Here is a 19,162-nt window from a genome sequence, read left to right as displayed (position 1 = left end):
TGTCGGATCGCACCGCAGATTTCAGTCGGCGCGGCTGTGACCTGGCTGTTGAAGTCTTCCGTGCGGTCGCGCAGATCACTTCCGCCGCACGGATGGCGTCAGTCCGCCGAGGCTCATGTCCGAATCTCGTCGTAGCGGCTCCATGCGTCTTCAAGGGCATCCAGCGCACCGTCGCACGCGCTCATGGAATCGAGATACTCGTTGTAGAGCTCGAACGACTTGGGTTCGCCGTCGGGCCACTCGTCGTCGTCCCGTACGTCGCGGGCGAGGTCGCCGATGGGTGACTGCTCGTCGACGTGGCGCAGGAGCCAGGCTCGAAAGTCGCTCGGCTTGTTGGACATGCGTAACCCCCTGGGGCTTCGTGATGCCGACCCGTGTGGCCAGCATCCCTTGCTCAACGCCTATCAGGCACTGAAGTGTTCGGTGCGGCAATTGAAGTACCGGCTGAAATCTTCCGTGCGTGACTGAAGCCTTCCGCGCCGTCCGACACCGTGGTCAGCAGCATGTTGAGTCCAGATTACCGACGACAATCCTGATTATCGTCGGCTACCGGTGCGTAACATTTCTGGTGGCGATTACACCCCCTGTCGGTTCTCACTCGGTGTTTCAGTGTCTCGATGAGAATTTCAGAGCCGCGACCGGCGGGCCGACCCTGCCCCTATCTCCCAGGGAGTAGAAGCGTTTTCAGATCCGCTCGGCGGCATCCCCCAGGTGCCGCCGAGCGGGACGGTGAGCCGCCCTGCTGCTACTTGGTTCGCTACACAAGCCGGGCCAACCGCCGACTGGTCCGTACAGTGCGGAACGGCTGCAGGGAGGGCGAGTGTTCTCTCACGGTGCGGCGCTCCGTGCGGTGGACGGAGCAGTGGTGCGGCCCGCTCGGGGGCATGGGAAGGGAGTGACTCCAGCCACGTGTTCGAGGACCGCCACGGTGCCGGGGATGGTGACGAACGAGATGACGACCTGGCTGTACCCGGGCGTGCCAAGGACGAAATGACGAAATCCTCATCGTCATCAATGAGCAGGCGGGGACGGCCTCCCGCCCCCGAGAGTCCAGGAAGGCAGCCCGATTGCGTTGAAACGGTGGATCACGTCCCGGACGGTCCTCGTCCGACTGCGCCAGCCGCGCGTGGCCGGGACCGTGCTGCGCCCTCCGAGTCCGGTGCGCGGCTCCGCCATGGTTGATAACCGTCCGCAAGCGGTTCCCGTCTCGGCATTCGCCTACGGCAGACGAGAAAGAATCTCGAAAGACTGGAACCCTCTCCGGGGCTATGCCAACGTACAACACCACGGAAACACAAGGCCGGTGAGCGGCCTACCGGGTGACCCGATGAGGAGTCTCTTCTGCCGATGCACGCGCTGCGCTCTGTCCAGCTGACCGCACCTGTCCTCTTCGTATTGGGTGTACTTAACGTGTGGACTGCGCACGCCCAATCCAACTACGGGGGGTGCTCTCCACGGCCATCTGTTTGTGTCTGCGCGGCTGGCCTTTTCGGAGGGAACTTGGTGATGCAGCGCGGGTGCCGCCTCGATCGCCGCATTCTTGCCTATGTGGTCAGGAATCCCGGGTGGGTAGCCGTTTGATCGCAGAACAGGTTGGTAGGACGGAACGTATTGTCGCTGCTAGGCTCCAGCGCCTTTGGCAGGCAGAGCTGCTGGTCGCAGACCAGAAGGGGACCGAGCATTTGAGGTCCAACCCGCTGGTGCCGTGACTGGCGGCCAAGGGGGCCTCTGAGCCGGACGCGAGCGGAACATAGACCACGATCGCCGGTTGGCCAAACCGGCGATCGTCGCGACCATCGAGGGTGTTCGCATTCGACTGCGCTTGGCGGTGGAGTCATAACGGACGCAGGGCAGCGCTGCGTGTCGAGAGGAGGCACAGCGCGGCCCTGGCTTGTGCCTCTGGCATGGACAGCACCCGTCTGGTGACGGGCGGCAAACCCTGCACGTGCCGCGCGTGGTGTTGGTGCTGTCGATCCCGCCTGTCGCTCCTCGTCTCTGAGCAAGGAACTCCCAATTCATGTGCCGATCCGCGATACCTCATGCCCTCATTCAGTCTGGCCCGCCTGGCCCACCTGTATCCCCGTCTGAGTCTCCCCGCGCGGCACGCACAGCTTTCCTGACTGTTAAAGACGCCGCTGAGTACCTCGGCCTCTCGCCTCACACGCTCTACGTCTGGCGGCACCGGCGGCAGGGACCGCCGAGCTTCCGCATGGGGCCACGCGGTCGCGTCATGTACCGGAGAAAAGCTCTGGATGCCTGGATCCGTGAACAAGAACAGGCCGACTCCCGCTCCAACACGGCTCTGAGCCCGCTGAGTGCCGCTCCGCAGCATCGGTCCGGCCGCACAGTCGGCATCTGACGCGCCGTCTGTCGTGGAGCGCCGTTTCCACCCCTTTCGATAAGGAGACCAATTGGCCGGCTACATAGAAGATCGCTGGATCAAGAAGAAGAAGGATCCAGTAACGGGGAAAAGGGAAAGAACCGCTCGCTACGGGAAGGGGAAGCGATACAAGGTCGCTGGTATCCCTGGGATCCGGTACCGTTCCTTCGACACCCTGGAGGACGCCAAAGCGTGGTTTCGTCGGTCCGCCACGGACGAGGAGCGCGGGGAGTTCGTGGAGCCGCGTGACGGGTCCATCACCCTGGCCGACTACATCGCGATGCACTGGGCGCCGGGCAGAGGAGGCACTCCGAAGACCCAGCAGAATCAGGAGCGGAGAGCGCGGCTTCACATCGTTCCGCATCTGGGCCAACTCCCGCTCAGGAGCATCACGGCGGCGGAATTGCGCGCGTACACGGCCAAGTTGGAGGCCACGGTCTCCTCGGTCGACTACCGGCGCGGAATCTTGTCCGAGTTGTCCAGCATCCTGGAAGCGGCCGTTGACGACAAGCGGCTCGCCAGGAATCCGATGCACGCGAAATCCGTGCGGTGGCCCAAGGCATCGCGGGAGCGCCGAGAGGCGTGGTCGCTGGACACTGCGCTGCGAGTTCGTGACGTGATCAGCCCTCGGCATCGAGTGGCCGTCGTACTTGGTCTGGGGTGCGGGCTTCGTCAGGGCGAAGTGTTCGGGCTGAGCCCGGCGGACATCGACTATGCGAGAGGCGTACTTCGCGTTCGACGCCAAGTTCAGTCGATCGGCGGCAGGTTGTACTTCGCCCTGCCCAAGGGGGCGAAAACGCGTACCGTCGATATGCCCCCCTCGGTGGCTCAGGAGCTCAAGCGCCATGTCAAGGCGTTCCCGCCGGTAGAGGTTGAGCTCCCGTGGGAGAGGCCCGGGGCAGACAGGCCGCGAAAGAAGTTCTCCCTTGTTCTCGCTACGCGATTCGGCAACGCCGTGGCCGTGAACACGTGGAACACCTACACCTGGAAACCCGCGCTGGCCAAGGCCGGCGTTATCCCGCCGCGCCCCAAAGGAGCGAAGCCGTGGCAGTGGGAGGCGGCGCCAAAGGACGGATTCCACGTGCTGCGGCACACCTACGCCTCGATGATGCTGGAGGCGGGGGAGTCCGTGGTGACTGTGGCGCGGTGGCTCGGGCACTCCTCGCCGGCTGTCACGCTCGGTTACTATGCTCACTTCATGCCGGAGGCCGGAACCAAGGGGCGCACCGCCATTGACGGACTGCTCGAGAGGAAGGGGGATCCACCGTGCCAGTAGAAACTCCCCAGATTCTCCCCAGGGCTGATCGCGGCGGATTCCTCGGCTTGTACGCGTCTGGATTAAATCGTTGATTGTAAGGCCAGTTGGTCAGATAGCCTGGGAAAATGCTGACTGAAGTCACCGCGACCCGCTATGTCACGCCCTTGCGTGAGGGCGGCTCGCTCCCGGGAATCGTGGAAGCGGACGATCTCGGTACATATATCATGAAGTTCACCGGCGCCGGACAGGGCCGCAAGACCCTCGTCGCCGAGATCATCTGCGGACTGCTGGGGCGTCGGCTCGGGCTGCGGGTGCCGGAGCTGGTGCAGATGCAGCTCGACCCCGTCATCGGGCTGAGCGAGCCCGACCAGGAGGTTCAGGAGCTGCTCAAGGCCAGCGGCGGGCTGAACCTCGGGATGGATTACCTCCCCGGATCGCTGGGCTTCGACCCGCTCGCCTTCGAGGTGGGTGCCCGTGAGGCGGGCCGTGTGGTGTGGTTCGACGCGCTGATCAACAACGTCGACCGGTCCTGGCGCAACCCCAATCTGCTGGTCTGGCACGGCGAACTGTGGCTGATCGACCATGGCGCCGCGATGATCTGGCACCACAACTGGCCGAGTGCGGAGAAGGCCTCGGTCAGGCCGTACAACGCCTCCGACCATGTGCTCGCCACCTTCGGGCCGGATCTCGTGGCGGCGGCCGAGGAGTTCGCGCCGCTGATCACCGAGGAGCTGCTGACCGAGATCGCGGCCGAGGTCCCGGACGAATGGCTGACCGGCGAGCCCGGCTTCGACTCCCCGGACACGCTGCGCCAGGCGTATGTGAACACGCTGCTGGCCCGCGCCCGGATGATCAGTGACCAGATCACCATCGGTGAGCCCACCAAGGACAAGCCTTCGCAGGCACCGCAGTGGCTGGCGGGCAAGCCGCCGCGGAGGGTAGTGAAGTGACCGGTCTGCACAACGGGCGCGATGTCTTCGAGTACGCCTTGCTGAAGGTCGTGCCCCGGGTCGAGCGCGGCGAGATGATCAATGCCGGTGTGGTCGTGTACTGCCACGCCCGCCGCTTCGTCGAGGCCAGGACGTATCTGGACGAGGCCCGGCTGCTGGCCCTGGACCCGACGGTCGACGTGGCCGGCGTACGGGCCGCGCTCGGCGCCGTGGAGGGCATCTGCGCGGGCGGCGAACGGGCCGGACAGGCGGCGGGGGACGACGCGGGGCGCCGGTTCCGCTGGCTGATCGCGCCGCGCAGCACCATCGTCCAGCCGGGACCGGTACACACCGGTCTGACCGCCGATCCCGCCGCGGAGGCGGAGCGGTTGCTGGAACTGCTGGTGCGCTGAGGCCGGGACCCGACCGGCCGAAGGGGCGCCCGTCCTGGCCGTCGGCCGTGGAGGGGCGCCCCTTCGTGCGATGCGATCGCGCCAGTTCCGGCGCGCACCGCAGGTGAGGTCGGCGACCGCGCGGTGGTGGGGCGTTGACAGCGGGTTGCCGGGCTTCTAGCGTCAGCCCTGCTCAGGCTACTAAGCGGTTGCTCACCCACGGGATCGGTGCGGCGGACCGCTTGTCGAGGTTTCGAGGGTGAGGAGAACCCGCATGTCCACCACCGAGCAGCGCGTCGCCATCGTGACGGGCGCGGCCCGCGGTATCGGCGCGGCCACCGCCGTACGCCTGGCCGCCGAGGGCCGCGCCGTCGCCGTACTCGACCTCGACGAGGCGGCGTGCAAGGACACCGTCGAGAAGATCACCGCGGCCGGCGGCACGGCCATCGCGGTCGGCTGTGACGTCTCGGACGCGGAGCAGGTGGAGGCGGCGGTCACCCGGATCGCCTCCGAGCTCGGCGCGCCGACCGTCCTCGTCAACAACGCCGGTGTGCTCCGCGACAACCTGCTGTTCAAGATGAGCGAAAGTGACTGGGACACGGTCATGAACGTGCATCTGCGGGGTGCGTTCCTGATGTCCCGCGCCTGCCAGAAGCACATGGTGGACGCCAAGTTCGGCCGGATCGTCAACCTCTCCTCCAGCTCGGCGCTCGGCAACCGCGGCCAGGTCAACTACTCGGCCGCCAAGGCCGGTCTGCAGGGCTTCACCAAGACCCTCGCCATCGAGCTCGGCAAGTTCGGCGTCACCGCCAACGCCGTCGCCCCCGGCTTCATCGTCACCGACATGACCGCCGCCACCGCCGAGCGCGTGGGCATGGGCTTCGAGGAGTTCCAGGCCGCGGCCGCCACCCAGATCCCGGTGCAGCGCGTCGGCCGCCCCGAGGACATCGCCAACGCCATCGCCTTCTTCACCGGCGAGGCGGCCGGCTTCGTCTCCGGCCAGGTCATGTACGTCGCCGGCGGCCCGCTCAACTGACCGCCCCACCGACTCCAGGAGTACAGGACATGACCGAGCAGGACAGCGGGCTCCCCGAGCTCACCGGCAAGGTGGCGCTGGTCACCGGCGCCAGCCGCGGCATCGGCTACGGCATCGCCGAGGCCCTGGTCGCCCGCGGCGACCGGGTCGTCATCACCGGCCGCAACGAGGACGCCCTCAAGGAGGCCGCCGAGAAGCTGGGCGCGGACCGGGTGATCGGCGTCGCCGGCAAGGCGCACGACGAGGCCCACCAGGCCGTCGCCGTCGAGCGGGCGATGGAGGCCTTCGGCCGGGTCGACTACCTCGTCAACAACGCCGGTACGAACCCGGTGTTCGGCCCCATCGCCGACCTCGACCTGGGCGTCGCGCGCAAGGTGTTCGAGACCAACGTCGTCTCGGCGCTCGGCTTCGCGCAGCGCACCTGGCACGCATGGCAGAAGGACAACGGCGGCGCGATCGTCAACATCGCCTCGATCGCCGGCCTCGCACCCTCGCCCTTCATCGGTGCGTACGGGATGAGCAAGGCCGCGATGGTGAACCTGACGCTGCAGCTCGCCCATGAGTTCGCCCCGGTGGTACGGGTCAACTCCATCGCGCCCGCGGTGATCAAGACCAAGTTCGCGGCCGCGCTGTACGAGAACCGCGAGGAGGAGGCGGCGGCCGCCTACCCGATGGCGCGGCTCGGCGTCCCGGAGGACATCGGCGGGGCCGCGGCCTTCCTGCTGTCCGACGCCTCGGGCTGGATCACCGGCCAGACGCTGGTCGTCGACGGCGGTCTGTTCCTCAACGCCGGGGTCTGAACGCCGGGGTCCGACGGCCGGGCGGGGCCCTCAGGGGCCTTGCCTTGGTGTGCGCTCCAAGAGGCAGAGTCCGTGGTGCCGGTCCCCAGGGGGCCGGCACCACCCCGCGTCAGCGGACTGCCAGGAGAGAGCGAGACACGCCATGCACTACCGCACACTCGGCGGCGGTCAGGGGCCCCGGATCAGCGCCGTGTGCCTGGGGGCGCTGCCGTTCGGCACCACGGTCGACGAGCGGACCTCGTTCGCCATCCTGGACCGCTTCGCCGAGGCCGGCGGCACCTTCCTCGACACCGCGAACACCTACGCCAGCTGGGTGCCCGGCGCCACCGGTGACGAGAGCGAGCTGCTGCTCGGCCGCTGGCTGCGCAGCCGGGGCGCGGCCGGCCGCACGGTCCTGGCCACCAAGGTCGGTGCCCGGCCCGACCCGGCCCGCGGCCCCGAATGGCCCGCCAATGCCGAGGGGCTGGGCGCGCCGACCGTACGCGCCGCCATCCAGGGCAGTCTGCGCCGCCTGGGCACCGACCGGGTGGACCTCTACTACGCACATGTCGAGGACCGCGGTGTCCCCTTGGAGGAGACCGTCGAGGCGCTGGCCGGACTCGTCCAGGACGGCGTGGTGGGCACGCTCGGGGCCGGCAACCACCGGACCTGGCGGCTCGCCGAGGCCCGGCACACCGCCGCCGGGCGCGGGCTGCCCGGCTTCCGCGCCGTACAGCAGCGGCACACCTATCTGCGGCCGCGCCGGGGCCTGCCGCCCGACCTCCAGGTGGAGACCGACGAGGAGCTCCTCGACTACGCGGCGGCGCACCCCGATCTGACGCCGGTCGGCTACGGGACACTGATGGGGGGCGCCTACTCGCGTGCGGACCGGCCGCTGCCGGAGCGCTACGACCATCCCGGCTCGGTGGCGCGGCTGCGAGTGCTGGCGGAGGTCGCGGCGGAGTGCGGGGCCACCGTGAACCAGGTGGTGCTGGCCTGGCTGATGGGCGGCCCGGTGCCGGTCGTGCCGGTGCTCGGCGTGAGCTCGGTCGGGCAGCTGGACGAGAGTCTGGCGGCGCTGGATCTACGGCTGGATCCCGTCCAGCGTGCCCGGCTCGACACCGCCTGAGCCGGGCGGTGGCGCGCTCCGGGCCCGGGAAATCGGCCCGCGGACGGCGTTGTCAGTGGTCGCCGGTAGGTTTTGTGACGGAGAACGCAACACACACCGGAGGTTGTTGACGTGGTGACCGACATGCTGCCCGAGTCCTGGCGCGGGGTACTCGGCGACGAGTTGGAGAAGCCCTACTTCAAGGAGCTGACCGACTTCGTCGAGCAGGAGCGGGCCGACGGCCCGGTCTACCCGCCCCGCGAGCAGGTCTTCGCGGCGCTGGAGGCGACGCCCTACGACCAGGTGAAGGTGCTCATCCTCGGCCAGGACCCGTATCACGGCGCGGGGCAGGGCCACGGCCTGTGCTTCTCCGTGCAGCCCGGGGTGAAGACGCCGCCGTCGCTGCGGAACATCTACAAGGAGATGAAGGAGGAGCTGGGCCACCCGGTCCCGGACAACGGCTATCTGATGCCCTGGGCCCAGCAGGGTGTGCTGCTGCTGAACGCGGTCCTCACGGTCCGCGAGGCCGAGGCCAATTCGCACAAGGGCAAGGGGTGGGAGAAGGTGACCGACGCGGTGATCCGCGCGGTGGCCTCCCGGCCCGACCCGGCGGTCTTTGTGCTGTGGGGGAATTACGCCAAGAAGAAGCTGCCGCTGATCGACGAGGAGCGGCATGCCGTGGTGCAGGGCGCGCACCCCTCCCCGCTGTCGGCGAAGAAGTTCTTCGGCTCCCGGCCCTTCACCCAGATCAACGCGGCGATCGCCGCTCAGGGCCATGCCCCGATCGACTGGCGCATCCCTGACCTGGGCTGAGCCGGAGGGTCCGGCCGGCGGATCGGGCCCGGGTCCGCGGCATGATCCGCAGGACGGGCCCGGCCGACCGGCGCGTCGCGCACACCGAGCGAAGGTCCCCTGCGGCGGTTAGCGTCGAGGGAACAGCAGTGACGGTGGTGAGCGAATACGGGGAGTGCGCGGTGGTGGAGAAGCGGCGGAAGGCAACGTCCGAGGACGGTGTGCTGACCCGGATCGGCCAAGCGATCATGTTGCATCGCGCCGGTGACCGGGAAGAGGCACGCAACCGTCTCTCGGCGCTGTGGCACGAGATCGGGCCACAGGGAGACGCCTTCCACCGCTGCACCCTCGCCCACTACATGGCCGACACCCAGGACGACCCCAGGGACGAACTCGACTGGGACCTCAGAGCCCTGGAGGCGGCCGAGGGCTTTGTCACCGAGCGGCCCGAGAGCTCCGGAACCGCCCCCGCGGAGTCGGCCGTCGCCGACGGCCCCGGCCCCCGCCACCCCCTCGTCGCGCTGCGGGCGTTCTTCCCCTCACTGCATCTCAATATCGCGGCCGACTACGCCGCCCTCGACCGCCCGGCCGATGCGCGCGCCCAGCTGCGGCGGGCCCGGGCGTCGGCCAACGCGCTCGCCGACGGTGAGTACCGCCAAGGGCTCAGGGACGCGATCGACCGTCTGCAGCTGCGGATCGACGAGGCCGCGGGGCATGCGTCGTAGCAGGGTCGCAGCACACCCGGCGGCAAGCCGCTGAGCGGCGGCATCACCGCCGCAGCATCCCGGTGAGGAGCTCCGCGCAGGAGGCGCGCAGCGCGGCGCGGCCGGGGACGGCCGCATGGAACTGTCCCGCCGTGCAGGAGAAGAGCACGCCGTCGCACCAGGCGACCATGCTGAGCGCATGCCGCTCCGGCTCGGCGGAGCCGGCCGCCGCCAGCATCGCCACCATCGGCTCCCGGAAGGCCCGGCCGGCCCGGTCGTAGACCGCCCGCAGCTCGGGCCTGCGGGTGGCCTCCAGGGCCAGTTCGTAACGGGCGATGAGCAGCTGCCGGTGCCTGGAGAGATAGTGGTGCAGCGCCAGGGACAGCACATCGGCGACCGCCGCCACAGCCTCATCGGCCGCGGCCCCCGCCCCCTCCGTGAGAGCCGCAGGTGCCGCCGGCATCTCGCCCGGTGTCAGCACCGCCGCCTCCCGCTCGGCCAGCCGGCGTACCGCCGTCTCCAGCAGAGCCGCCCGGGTGCGCGCGAGATTCGACGTGGAGCCCTGTGGCAGCCCGGCCGCTTCGTCGACGGCCCGGTGGGTCAGGCCGCGCATACCGCGCTCGGCGAGCAGCTCCAGCGCCGCATCGGCGATCAGCTCATGGCGAGGAGCGGGGGCGGGCGCCGGGGTGCGGCCATTGCGGACGGTCATGGCAGGGGAGCCTATCGCGCCGACTACAGGTGTAGTCTCAGATTCCAAGGCAACTACACCTGTAGTTGCATGCGGCCGCGCCTGTGGTCGCATCCTGGGGAAGGTGGGAGGCGTCATGCGGCAGCGCACCGCGATCGTGATCGGCGGCGGGATCGGCGGGCTCACCGCCGCGGTGGCACTGGACCGCCGCGGCTGGTCGGTCACCGTCCTGGAGCGCGCCGCCGCGCCGGAGCCGGGCTCCGCGTCCGGATACCCGGCAAGGAGCGGAGGCGCAGCGCAGCCGAGCGGCGCGGGCATCGGCCTCGCGCCCAACGCCCAGCGCGCCCTGGACACCCTCGACGTGGGCGACGCCGTACGCGCCATGGCCGCCTGGCAGGCCACCGGCGAGATCCGCCTCCCCGGCGGCCGCCGACTGGCCCGTACGGACAACGCCGCCGCCGTCCGGCGCTTCGGCGGCCCGGTCGTGGTCGCGCACCGCGCCGAGCTGGTCGCCCTGCTCGCCGCCCGGCTGCCCGACGGCGCGGTACGCACCCGGGCCGCGGCCTCGCTCGTCGACGCGGGCGACCCGCGCGCGGCCGGCCGCCCGGCCCGTGTACGGATCGAAGGGGCCGCCGACGGCCATGAAGAGGAGTTGACCGCCGACCTCGTGGTCGCCGCCGACGGCATCCACTCAGCCGTCCGCCGCACGCTCTTCCCCGGCCACCCCGAACCCCGCTACGCCGGCTTCACCGCCTGGCGTCTCGTCGTCCCGGCCCCCGCCCGCCCCTACGTCGCGCACGAGACCTGGGGCCCCGGTGGCCTGTGGGGCACCGTGCCGCTGCACGACGGGCGGGTCTACGCCTACGCCACCGCGGCCGTACCGCCCGGCGGGCGGGCCGCCGACGACGAGCGGTCCGAACTGCTGCGCCGCTTCGGCACCTGGCACCACCCCATCCCCGCCCTCCTCGCCGCCGCCGACCCCGCCGCCGTGCTCCGCAACGATGTCCACACCGCGGCCGCCCCGCCGCCCGCCTTCCACCGCGGCCGGGTCGCCCTGCTCGGCGACGCCGTCCACCCCATGACCCCCAACCTCGGACAGGGCGGCTGCCAGGCCGTCGAGGACGCCGTCGTGCTGGCGGACGAGGCCGCGCCGGATGCCGATCTCGCCGCCGCGCTCGCCGCGTACACCCGGCAGCGGCTGCCGCGCACCATGGACGTCGTACGCCGGGCCGAGCGGATCGGCCGGCTCACCACCTGGCGCTCCCGGCCGGCCTGTGCGCTGCGCGCCGTCCTGATGGCCACCACCGCCCGCCTCGCACCGGATCTCGCGCTGCGAGCGCTGGACGGTATCGCCGACTGGCGGCCGCCGGCCGCCACGTATGCTGCCCGGGCGCGGGGCACCGGGGCCGCGGCACTACCCAAGGAGCATGAGTGAAGGTCGGCTGCATCGGACTCGGCGACATCGCCCAGAAGGCGTACCTCCCCGTGCTGGGCGCGCAACCGGGGCTCGAACTGCATCTGCACACCCGCACCCCGGCCACCCTCCAACGGGTCGGCGCCGCCCACCGGCTGACCGGGGAACAGCTCCACACGGATCTGGACTCGCTTCTCGCCACGGGCCTGGACGCGGCCTTTGTGCACGCGGCGACCTCGGCCCACCCCGAGATCGTGACCCGGCTGATCGAGGCCGGCGTACCGACCTATGTCGACAAGCCGATCTCCTACGAACTCGCCGAGACCCAGCGCATCGTCGCCCTCGCCGAGGACCGGGGAGTGGGCCTCACCGTCGGCTTCAACCGCCGCTTCGCGCCCGGTTACGCCCAGTGCCGCGAGCACGCCCGCGATCTGATCCTGATGCAGAAGAACCGCGTCGGGCTGCCCGAGGACCCGCGCACGCTGGTGCTGGACGACTTCATCCATGTCGTCGACACCCTGCGGTTCCTCGTCCCCGGCGAGGTCGACCACATCGATGTGCGTGCCCGGATCCGGGACGGGCTGATGGCGCATGTGGTGCTGCAGCTGTCCGGCGACGGCTTCACCGCGATCGGCACCATGAACCGCCTCAGCGGCTCCACCGAGGAGATCCTGGACGTCTCCGGGCAGGACACCAAGCGTCAGGTCGTCAATCTCGCCGAGATCATCGACCACAAGGGGCAGCCGAGCGTCCGGCGCCGCGGCGACTGGGTGCCGGTCGCCCGTCAGCGCGGGATCGAGCAGATCGTCCTGGCGTTCCTGGACGACGTACGTGCCGGCCGGCAGCCGTCCGCCCAGGACGCGCTGCGCACCCATGAACTGTGCGAACGCGTGATCATCGACGCGCTCGCGCAGGCCGCCTGCTGAGCGCCCGCAGGCCCGTGTACCCGCCGGCGAGCACCAGCGCGCCCACCGCCCCGTACAGCGCCCAGTCACCGAACCGGGTGTACGGGCTGGTGCCCGCGGCCAGCGGCAGGTCGTAGACGGCCGCCGCGCTGCGGTCGGTGCCGAGTTGCTCGCCGATCCGTTCGCCCCGGGGGCCGTACACCGCGCTGACGCCGGTCAGCGTGGCGTGCACCATCGGCCGCCAGGTCTCCGCGGCGCGCAGCGCGCCCAGCGAGGCGTGCTGCCGGGGCGCCCAGCTGTCCTGGAACGTCGAGGTCGAGGACTGGGCGACCAGTACCTGCGCACCGTCGCGCGCCAGATGGCGGCTCATGTCGGGGAAGGCGGTCTCGAAGCACACCAGCGGCCCGATGCGCAGTCCGCCGGCGCCGGCGACCGGCAGCACCACCTGGGCGGGGCCGCGCCTGCGGTCGGTCGTGGCCGCCTTGCCCACCCGGGTCGCCCAGCCCAGCACGGACCGGAACGGTATGTACTCGCCGAACGGCACCAGCCGCATCTTCGAGTAGCGCTCCCCGGTCGGTCCGTCCGGCCCGATCAGCACCGCGCTCTTGTAGATGCCCGGCCGGCCGTTCTGCTGCGAATCGGCGTTGACCAGCAGCTCGGTGCCCGTTCGGCGGGACAGCGCGGCCAGCCGGGCGGCGAGCGCCGGATGGTCCGCCGGATCCTGGTAGAGGCTGCTCTCGCCCCAGACGACCAGGCGCACTCCGCGGCCGGCCAGCGACCGGGTGAGTGTTTCGCTGCGCGCGAGCCGCTCGGTCGGGGTGCCGGTGACGCCGGGCTGGACGACCGCGATCCGCACCGTGCCCGCCGGGCGGGGGACCGGCGCCCAGAACCAGGCCGCGGTGCCCGCCAGCGCGCACACCAGTAGCCCCGCGACGGCGGGCAGCCGGGCCGCCGGGAGGGCGATCAGCTCGGCCAGCGCGGTGTTCACCGCCACAATCAGCAGGCTCAGCAGCCACACCCCGCCGATCGACGCCAGCCGCAGCGCGGGCGGCACCTGCCACTGGCTGGCGCCGAGCAGCCCCCAGGGCCCGCCCAAGTACTCCCAGGAGCGGACCAGTTCGACCATCAGCCAGCCGGCGGGCACCAGTACCAGCGCGGCGGTATACCGCCCGCCCGTGGCCCGCCGCCCCCCTTCGCCGGAAGCTCCCCCGGACGTCGTCCGGGGGGACCCCCATCGCGCCGCCCCGCTCGATCCGGGCGGTGGGTCGCCCAGCAGCGCACGCACCAGCACCCCCCAGGGCGCCCACAGCGCACCGAGCAGCAGAGCCAGTACGAGGATGAAGACATGCAGGCTCGGCAGCAGCCAGTGGTGGACGGCCAGTATGAAACCGGTGCCGCCCAGCCAGCCGTCCAGCGCCGCCCGCCGGTTCGTCGGCGCCGAGCGCACCAGCAGCAGCCAGGGCACCAGGGCGACATACGCCAGCCACCACCACGACGGCGCGGGGAAGATGAGGACCGGCAGCGCACCGGCGAGCGCCGCGGCCGCACCGCGTGACCAGGGGGAGCCGAGCCACCGCGCCCGATGGCCGAGCGGTCTGTCCATACGGTCTCCCTCGTGCCGGTTTCCGCCGGTAGGACGGTCAGTGTGCGCGCATGGGCCGATCAGGGAAAGGGGGCCTCGTTGGGTAGGCCGATCGGTGGCACAACGGTCGGTCAGGCGCCGGCGGGCAGCACCTGCCGCCACTTCTCGTGGACGACGACCCCGGTGAGCCGCCAGCCGTCGGCGGTACGGCGGGCGGTGAAGTGGTAGCGGCCGGCGCAGGTGTAGTTGGGGGCGGTGGGGCCGCCTTCCCCCTCCGTCGTGGGGCCGACGAGCCGCATCGGGTTGAGGTAGTCCGCCTGGACGGTGGCCGTGTCGCCCGGTGCCTCGTCCTGCCGGGCGAGGGTGATCCGCCGGTTGACGATCAGATGCTGCCGAATGGCGAAGTGCTGGAGCATCTCGGCGAGCCAGGCCGCGATCTCCTCGGTGCCGCCCTCGATGCCGCCGGCGGAGCGGTAGTCGGCCCGGCCGTCCGGGGTGAACAGGGCCAGATAGCCCGGCCAGTCGCCGTCGTCCAGGGCGACGGCATAGCCGGTGATCAGATCGTCGATGGCGAGGCGGTCCATGACGGTCGAGTGTTCCGCGCGCTGCGTCATCTCCTCAGTTTTCGGCATCCGGAAGGCCCCCGCCAAGGGGCGGGGGCCTTCCGGCGACATCCACCCCGGAGAGCCGGACCGCGCCGGCGTCGGTGTCGTACAGGCGCGGCAGCAGCTGGGCGACGGTCGACTTGCCGGCGCCCGAGGAGCCCACCAGGGCGACCATCTGGCCGGGTTCGGCGCGGAAGGAGATGTTGTGCAGGACCTCTTCGCCGCCCCGGGTGTCGAGGGTGGCGACCTCTTCCAGGGAGGCCAGGGAGACCTTGTCGGCGGACGGGTAGCCGAAGCGTACGGAGTCGAACTCCACCGACACCGGGCCGTCGGGCACCGCGCGGGCATCCGGCTTCTCGGCGATCAGCGGCTTGAGGTCGAGCACCTCGAAGACCCGCTCGAAGCTGACCAGTGCGCTCATCACCTCGATGTGCGCGCCGGACAGGGCGGTCAGCGGGGCGTAGAGCCGGGTGAGCAGCAGGGCGAGGGAGACGATCGCGCCGGGCTCCAGCTGTCCCTGCAGCGCGAAGAACCCGCCCAGGCCGTAGACGACGGCCAGCGCCAGTGCGGAGACCAGGGTGAGAGCGGTGACGAAGTACGTCTGGACCATGGCCGAGCGGACCCCGATGTCGCGCACCCGGCGGGCCCGGGTGGCGAATTCGGCGGACTCACGGTCCGGGCGGCCCATCAGCTTGACGAGGGTGGCGCCCGGCGCGGAGAACCGCTCGGTCATCTGGGTGCCCATCGCCGCGTTGTGGTCGGCGCCCTCCCGGCGCAGATCCGCCAGCCGCCGGCCGACCCGGCGGGCGGGCAGCACGAACACCGGCAGCAGCACCAGCGCGATCAGCGTGATCTGCCAGGACAGGCTGAGCATCACCCCGAGGGTGAGCAGCAGCGTCACGATATTGCTGACGACCCCGGACAGGGTGTCGCTGAACGCCCGCTGGGCGCCGATCACATCGTTGTTGAGACGGCTGACCAGGGCGCCGGTGCGGGTGCGGGTGAAGAACGCGATCGGCATCCGCTGGACGTGGTCGTACACCGTCGTCCGCAGATCGAGGATCAGCCCCTCGCCGATGCTCGCGGACAGCCAGCGGGTCAGCAGCCCCAGCCCCGCCTCGGCGACCGCGATGACGGCGATCAGCCCGGACAGGCCGACGACGATGGCCGACGAGTCACCGCCCACGATCGCGTCCACCACCCGGCCGGCGAGCAGCGGGGTGGCCACCGCGAGCATCGCGGTCACCGTGCTCAGGACGAGGAACCACACCAGGCGGCGGCGGTGCGGGCGGGCGAATGCCGTGATGCGGCGCAGGGTGCCGCGGGAGAAACGGCGCCGGCCCTGCTGTGCGGTCATCGTGCTGTGCAGCGAATGCCAGGCGGTGACTTCCATGTCCATGGTGGCCTCCAGATGTCGGGTCGTCACGGGATCGCCGTGAGTGACCGGCGACATATAAGGAACCTAGGACCTCAACCAATATTGAGGTCAAGGGATTCCTTCGCGATCACCCTCCTGGCCCGCGCCGAGCGCCCTGGAGGGGACGCTCCCACTAAAGGGCGTTGTTCGAGGCGGTTGCGTCGGGTGTCTGCTGTGCGGCGCGGGAGGCGATCAATGGGCCGATCACCTCGGTGCCGGGCCCGGTCCGTCCTCCGGGGCCGGGCAGTTGGGTGGTGTTGTCCGCGGTGAGCCGCTCGCCGCAGTGCGCACAGGCGGCCACCATCGCGGTGTCCCGGTCGCAGGTCAGATGGTGGATACGGGCCGGGGGGCCGGCCTCGCCCGCGTACCAGCGGTCGCCCCAGTCCATCAGCGCCAGCAGCACGGGGTAGAGCTCCCGGCCCTTCTCGGTCGCGATGTAGCGCTCGCGCGGCGGTCGCTCCTGATAGCGCTCGCGGGCCAGTACGCCCTCCTCGACCAGCCGTGACAGCCGGGCGGTGAGGACCTTGCGGGAGATGCCGAGGTCGCGGGCGAGCTCGTCGAACCGACCGATCCCGGTCAGTACGTCACGCATGATCAGCGCCGTCCATGCGTCGCAGAACAGATCGGTGGCACGGGCGATGGAGCAGGCGACATCGGCCAGGGGAGTGCGGGTCACATGTCCAGGCTAACCAAGTTCCCTGAAGGGACTGAGGCTGATAAGTTCCCTTAAGGAACTCGATGGGAAGCCCCGAGGGGCGACGGGCCGAGGAGCTGGGGAGAACGACATGGGCAGCGCTCCGCTGATCGCGCTGGACTCACCCGCCCCGGAGGCGGTCGACGGGCGGCAGATCCGTGCGGCCGCCTTCCAGGGCGTACGTCTGGAGTACACCCGTGGGGTTCTCGCCCGCCTCGGCCGTGCACCCTCCGGGCGCGCGCTCGTCGTCGGCAGCGGCCGCGGACTGCTGGCGCACGGCCTGGCCGGGCTCGGCTTCGAGGTCACCGCCATCGACCCGTCCGAATCCGCGACCGCGCTGGCCCGTGCGGCCGCCGCACGCGACAGCCTTACCGTCGAGCACCGCGCCGCCCCCGCGGAGCGGCTCGACGTCCCCGACGCCGCCTTCGACCTCGTCTACCTCGCGGACACCCTGGAGATCACCGCGGACCCCGACCGCGTGATCGAACAGGCCGCCCGCGCCCTCACGCCCGACGGCGTGCTCGTCTATGACACGGTCAACCGCACCCCGGTCTCCCGGCTGGTCTACCTCGTGGCGTTCCAGCGCCTGCCGATGACCCGCGTCGTACCGGCCGGCCGCTATGCCGCGCGCCGGCTCCGCCCCCCGGCCGAAGTCGCCGCGCTCCTGGCCCGCCACGGCCTTGCCGACGGCGGTATCTGCGACTTCAAGCCGCGCAGTGTCCGGAGCCTCATCGCGGGAGTCCTGGCGCGCCGCCGCGGCCGGATCACCGACGACGAGATCGAGGCCGTGGTCGGCTTTGCCCTGGCCCCGAAGAGCAAACCCTTGGTCACTTATCTCGGCCACGCACGCAAGGGGCGACTTTGAGACAACCTTCAGCGGTGTCGTGCGCCGGGACTTGAGCCGGCGGACGACGGGTAAGCCGTAGGCAACTACGGACAACTGCAGAAACACAGAGGCGCAGGCGACACGCAACAGCACCACCGACGACCCGGAAACGGGCCGGCCTGCCCGGAACGCGCCGGGCGCCCCCCACAACCTTCCGAATGTCTCCGCCGCAGACGCGTGGCCATCTCCCGCGCCGCGGCACGAAAGTGGGTCGGGCCGATGGACGAAGCACAGTACTACCCCGGACTCGTGGGCCCCAGCCGGGTGGCAGGCGGCACGACCGTGCTCGAACTCAGCGGCGATCTGGACATTCTCGCCGTGTCGGTGCTGTCGGGCCGGCTGGACGACCTCACCGGCGCCCAGGGCGCCGATCTCGTACTCGACCTGCGCGCGGTGACCTTCATCGACTGCGCCGGACTGTCCCTGCTCAGCCGCGCCCGTTACCGGACCCGGCAGCGCGGCGGCCGGCTGCGGCTGGCCGGCGTGATCGCCGGCGGGAGCGTCGCCCGGCTGCTCCGGATGACCGGACTGACCGGCGACTTCGAGATCGCGTCCGACGACGGCACAGCCGGAGCCGGGGACGCGGCCACCGAAGCCGCCGGGGCGCCCGGCGCCGGCAGCGCCGTGGCCTGACCGGCCCGCCCGCGCGGCTCAGGCCGGCAGGACCGCCTCGATGGCGGTGACCAGCTCCTCGGCCTCCGGCTCGGTGCGCGGCCGGAAGCGGCCCGCCACCTCGCCCCGGGCGTCGATCAGGAACTTCTCGAAGTTCCACTGCACATCGCCCGCCGCGCCTTCGCCGTCCTCGGTGCCGGTCAGCGCCGCGTACAGCGGGTGCCGCTCCTCGCCGTTGACATCGGTCTTCTCGAACAGCGGGAAGCTGACGCCGTACGTCGCCGAGCAGAAGGTGGCGATCTCCTCGGCGGTGCCCGGCTCCTGGCCCGCGAACTGGTTGCTGGGGAAGCCCAGCACGCTGAAGCCACGGTCCGCGTAGCGCTGCTGAAGCCGCTCCAGACCCGAATACTGCGGGGTCAGCCCGCACTTGGACGCCACATTCACCACCAGCAGGGCCTTGCCCCGGTAGTCGGCGAGCGAAGCGGGCTCACCTGTCAGGGTGCGCAGCGGGATGTCGTACAGGCTCACGGTCATGCTCCTCGTCACGGGTCCGCGGAAAGGGACGTCCATCATCGGTCCCAACAGCGGCGCCCGCTCTGATCTTCCCCGGATCGTCGACCGGCCACGAGACGACCGGCCGGAGCGCACCCGAGCGCCACTCCTTGAGCAGCTGGTCGAAGATCGGCGTCTCCTCCTCGGCCGGGCGGCGCGCCTGGGGGGCGGGAGGCGGCGGCAGCGGCGGGGGCTGATGGGGCAGGGAGATGCGCCGAAAGGGGTGGGAGGCGGGCTTCTTGGCATCCATGCCCGGACTCAACCGGAAATCGGCGCCCGGGTTGCGGGACGCGGCCGGGACGGCTCGCAGATGCCCCTGCGGTGGTGACGGGCAGAAGATACGTTCGCGCCCCACAGGGGCCGATGGTTGCCCCATCGGCCCCTGTGTAATCAACCGTCTCGTGTGCCTCACGACATCGTCCCGTATGC

At 70.7% G+C, this 19,162-nt stretch carries 19 protein-coding genes and 1 pseudogene; 13 read left to right on the top strand and 7 right to left on the bottom strand.

All coding sequences use genetic code 11. The annotated features are described in order from the left end of the window. Positions 1 to 113 precede the first annotated feature (113 nt). The gene (locus KI385_RS06580) at positions 114 to 341 is read right to left on the bottom strand and encodes a YozE family protein (protein ID WP_238571270.1); all 228 of its coding nucleotides are present in this window, start codon (positions 339 to 341) and stop codon (positions 114 to 116) included. A 1,676-nt stretch (positions 342 to 2,017) separates the two neighbouring features. Here KI385_RS06580 and KI385_RS06575 point away from each other — a divergent pair. The 9 genes from KI385_RS06575 to KI385_RS06535 all read left to right on the top strand — a co-directional run bounded on the left by KI385_RS06575 (position 2,018) and on the right by KI385_RS06535 (position 9,399). Then, a complete protein-coding gene (locus tag KI385_RS06575; protein WP_238571269.1) occupies positions 2,018 to 2,359 on the top strand; it encodes a helix-turn-helix transcriptional regulator in 342 nt (113 codons plus the stop codon). A gap of 52 nt (positions 2,360 to 2,411) precedes the next feature. Continuing rightward, positions 2,412 to 3,656, top strand: a complete 1,245-nt coding sequence (locus tag KI385_RS06570) for a tyrosine-type recombinase/integrase (protein ID WP_238571268.1) — start codon at positions 2,412 to 2,414, stop codon at positions 3,654 to 3,656. A 107-nt stretch (positions 3,657 to 3,763) separates the two neighbouring features. Next, positions 3,764 to 4,588: a HipA family kinase gene (locus KI385_RS06565; RefSeq protein ID WP_238571267.1), complete on the top strand. Its 825-nt coding sequence runs from the start codon at positions 3,764 to 3,766 to the stop codon at positions 4,586 to 4,588. Then, positions 4,585 to 4,980: a DUF3037 domain-containing protein gene (locus KI385_RS06560; RefSeq protein WP_238571266.1), complete on the top strand. Its 396-nt coding sequence runs from the start codon at positions 4,585 to 4,587 to the stop codon at positions 4,978 to 4,980. The genes KI385_RS06565 and KI385_RS06560 overlap by 4 nt, the downstream gene beginning before the upstream one ends. A gap of 253 nt (positions 4,981 to 5,233) precedes the next feature. Next, on the top strand, positions 5,234 to 5,995 hold the full coding sequence (fabG, locus tag KI385_RS06555) for a 3-oxoacyl-ACP reductase FabG (protein ID WP_128512686.1): 762 nt from the start codon (positions 5,234 to 5,236) through the stop codon (positions 5,993 to 5,995). Positions 5,996 to 6,024: 29 nt separating this feature from the next. Further along, positions 6,025 to 6,795 (top strand): SDR family oxidoreductase, encoded by a 771-nt coding sequence (locus KI385_RS06550; RefSeq protein WP_238571265.1) that lies wholly within the window; start codon positions 6,025 to 6,027, stop codon positions 6,793 to 6,795. A 142-nt stretch (positions 6,796 to 6,937) separates the two neighbouring features. Continuing rightward, on the top strand, positions 6,938 to 7,903 hold the full coding sequence (locus KI385_RS06545) for an aldo/keto reductase (RefSeq protein WP_238571264.1): 966 nt from the start codon (positions 6,938 to 6,940) through the stop codon (positions 7,901 to 7,903). Positions 7,904 to 8,026: 123 nt separating this feature from the next. Then, a complete protein-coding gene (locus KI385_RS06540; protein WP_128512722.1) occupies positions 8,027 to 8,695 on the top strand; it encodes a uracil-DNA glycosylase in 669 nt (222 codons plus the stop codon). A gap of 164 nt (positions 8,696 to 8,859) precedes the next feature. Next, positions 8,860 to 9,399, top strand: coding sequence for a hypothetical protein (locus KI385_RS06535; RefSeq protein WP_238577589.1), 540 nt, complete (start codon positions 8,860 to 8,862; stop codon positions 9,397 to 9,399). Positions 9,400 to 9,442: 43 nt separating this feature from the next. Here the strand turns inward: KI385_RS06535 and KI385_RS06530 are convergent, their stop codons facing one another. After that, positions 9,443 to 10,087: a TetR/AcrR family transcriptional regulator gene (locus tag KI385_RS06530; RefSeq protein ID WP_238571263.1), complete on the bottom strand. Its 645-nt coding sequence runs from the start codon at positions 10,085 to 10,087 to the stop codon at positions 9,443 to 9,445. A gap of 115 nt (positions 10,088 to 10,202) precedes the next feature. Here KI385_RS06530 and KI385_RS06525 point away from each other — a divergent pair, with 115 nt between their 5' ends. Next, the gene (locus KI385_RS06525; protein WP_238571262.1) at positions 10,203 to 11,501 is read left to right on the top strand and encodes an FAD-dependent monooxygenase; all 1,299 of its coding nucleotides are present in this window, start codon (positions 10,203 to 10,205) and stop codon (positions 11,499 to 11,501) included. Continuing rightward, a complete protein-coding gene (locus KI385_RS06520; protein WP_238571261.1) occupies positions 11,498 to 12,406 on the top strand; it encodes a Gfo/Idh/MocA family protein in 909 nt (302 codons plus the stop codon). The genes KI385_RS06525 and KI385_RS06520 overlap by 4 nt, the downstream gene beginning before the upstream one ends. Here the strand turns inward: KI385_RS06520 and lnt are convergent. The 4 genes and pseudogenes from lnt to KI385_RS06500 all read right to left on the bottom strand — a co-directional run bounded on the left by lnt (position 12,375) and on the right by KI385_RS06500 (position 16,665). Then, complete coding sequence (gene lnt / locus KI385_RS06515) at positions 12,375 to 13,988, bottom strand: apolipoprotein N-acyltransferase (protein ID WP_238571260.1); 1,614 nt, start codon at positions 13,986 to 13,988, stop codon at positions 12,375 to 12,377. The two genes, KI385_RS06520 and lnt, sit on opposite strands and share 32 nt — an antisense overlap. Positions 13,989 to 14,098: 110 nt before the next feature. Beyond that, a complete protein-coding gene (locus KI385_RS06510) occupies positions 14,099 to 14,581 on the bottom strand; it encodes a nuclear transport factor 2 family protein (RefSeq protein WP_238571259.1) in 483 nt (160 codons plus the stop codon). A gap of 55 nt (positions 14,582 to 14,636) precedes the next feature. Further along, positions 14,637 to 15,971: pseudogene (locus KI385_RS06505) on the bottom strand (ABC transporter ATP-binding protein); the annotation flags it as partial. A 151-nt stretch (positions 15,972 to 16,122) separates the two neighbouring features. Continuing rightward, complete coding sequence (locus KI385_RS06500; protein ID WP_238571258.1) at positions 16,123 to 16,665, bottom strand: winged helix-turn-helix transcriptional regulator; 543 nt, start codon at positions 16,663 to 16,665, stop codon at positions 16,123 to 16,125. A gap of 109 nt (positions 16,666 to 16,774) precedes the next feature. On the opposite strand from KI385_RS06500, the gene KI385_RS06495 reads away from it, so the two are divergent. Next, positions 16,775 to 17,548, top strand: coding sequence for a class I SAM-dependent methyltransferase (locus tag KI385_RS06495; protein WP_238571257.1), 774 nt, complete (start codon positions 16,775 to 16,777; stop codon positions 17,546 to 17,548). A gap of 240 nt (positions 17,549 to 17,788) precedes the next feature. Further along, a complete protein-coding gene (locus KI385_RS06490) occupies positions 17,789 to 18,202 on the top strand; it encodes an STAS domain-containing protein (RefSeq protein ID WP_238571256.1) in 414 nt (137 codons plus the stop codon). Positions 18,203 to 18,220: 18 nt separating this feature from the next. Here the strand turns inward: KI385_RS06490 and KI385_RS06485 are convergent, their stop codons facing one another. Further along, positions 18,221 to 18,709, bottom strand: coding sequence for a glutathione peroxidase (locus KI385_RS06485; protein ID WP_238577588.1), 489 nt, complete (start codon positions 18,707 to 18,709; stop codon positions 18,221 to 18,223). Positions 18,710 to 19,162 lie beyond the last annotated feature (453 nt).

This window comes from Streptomyces inhibens, from assembly GCF_022221585.1.
GTDB classification, from domain to species: Bacteria; Actinomycetota; Actinomycetes; order Streptomycetales; family Streptomycetaceae; genus Streptomyces; species Streptomyces inhibens.
Note: the sequence above shows the minus strand (reverse complement) of the source record. Positions and strands in the feature narration are given on the sequence as shown.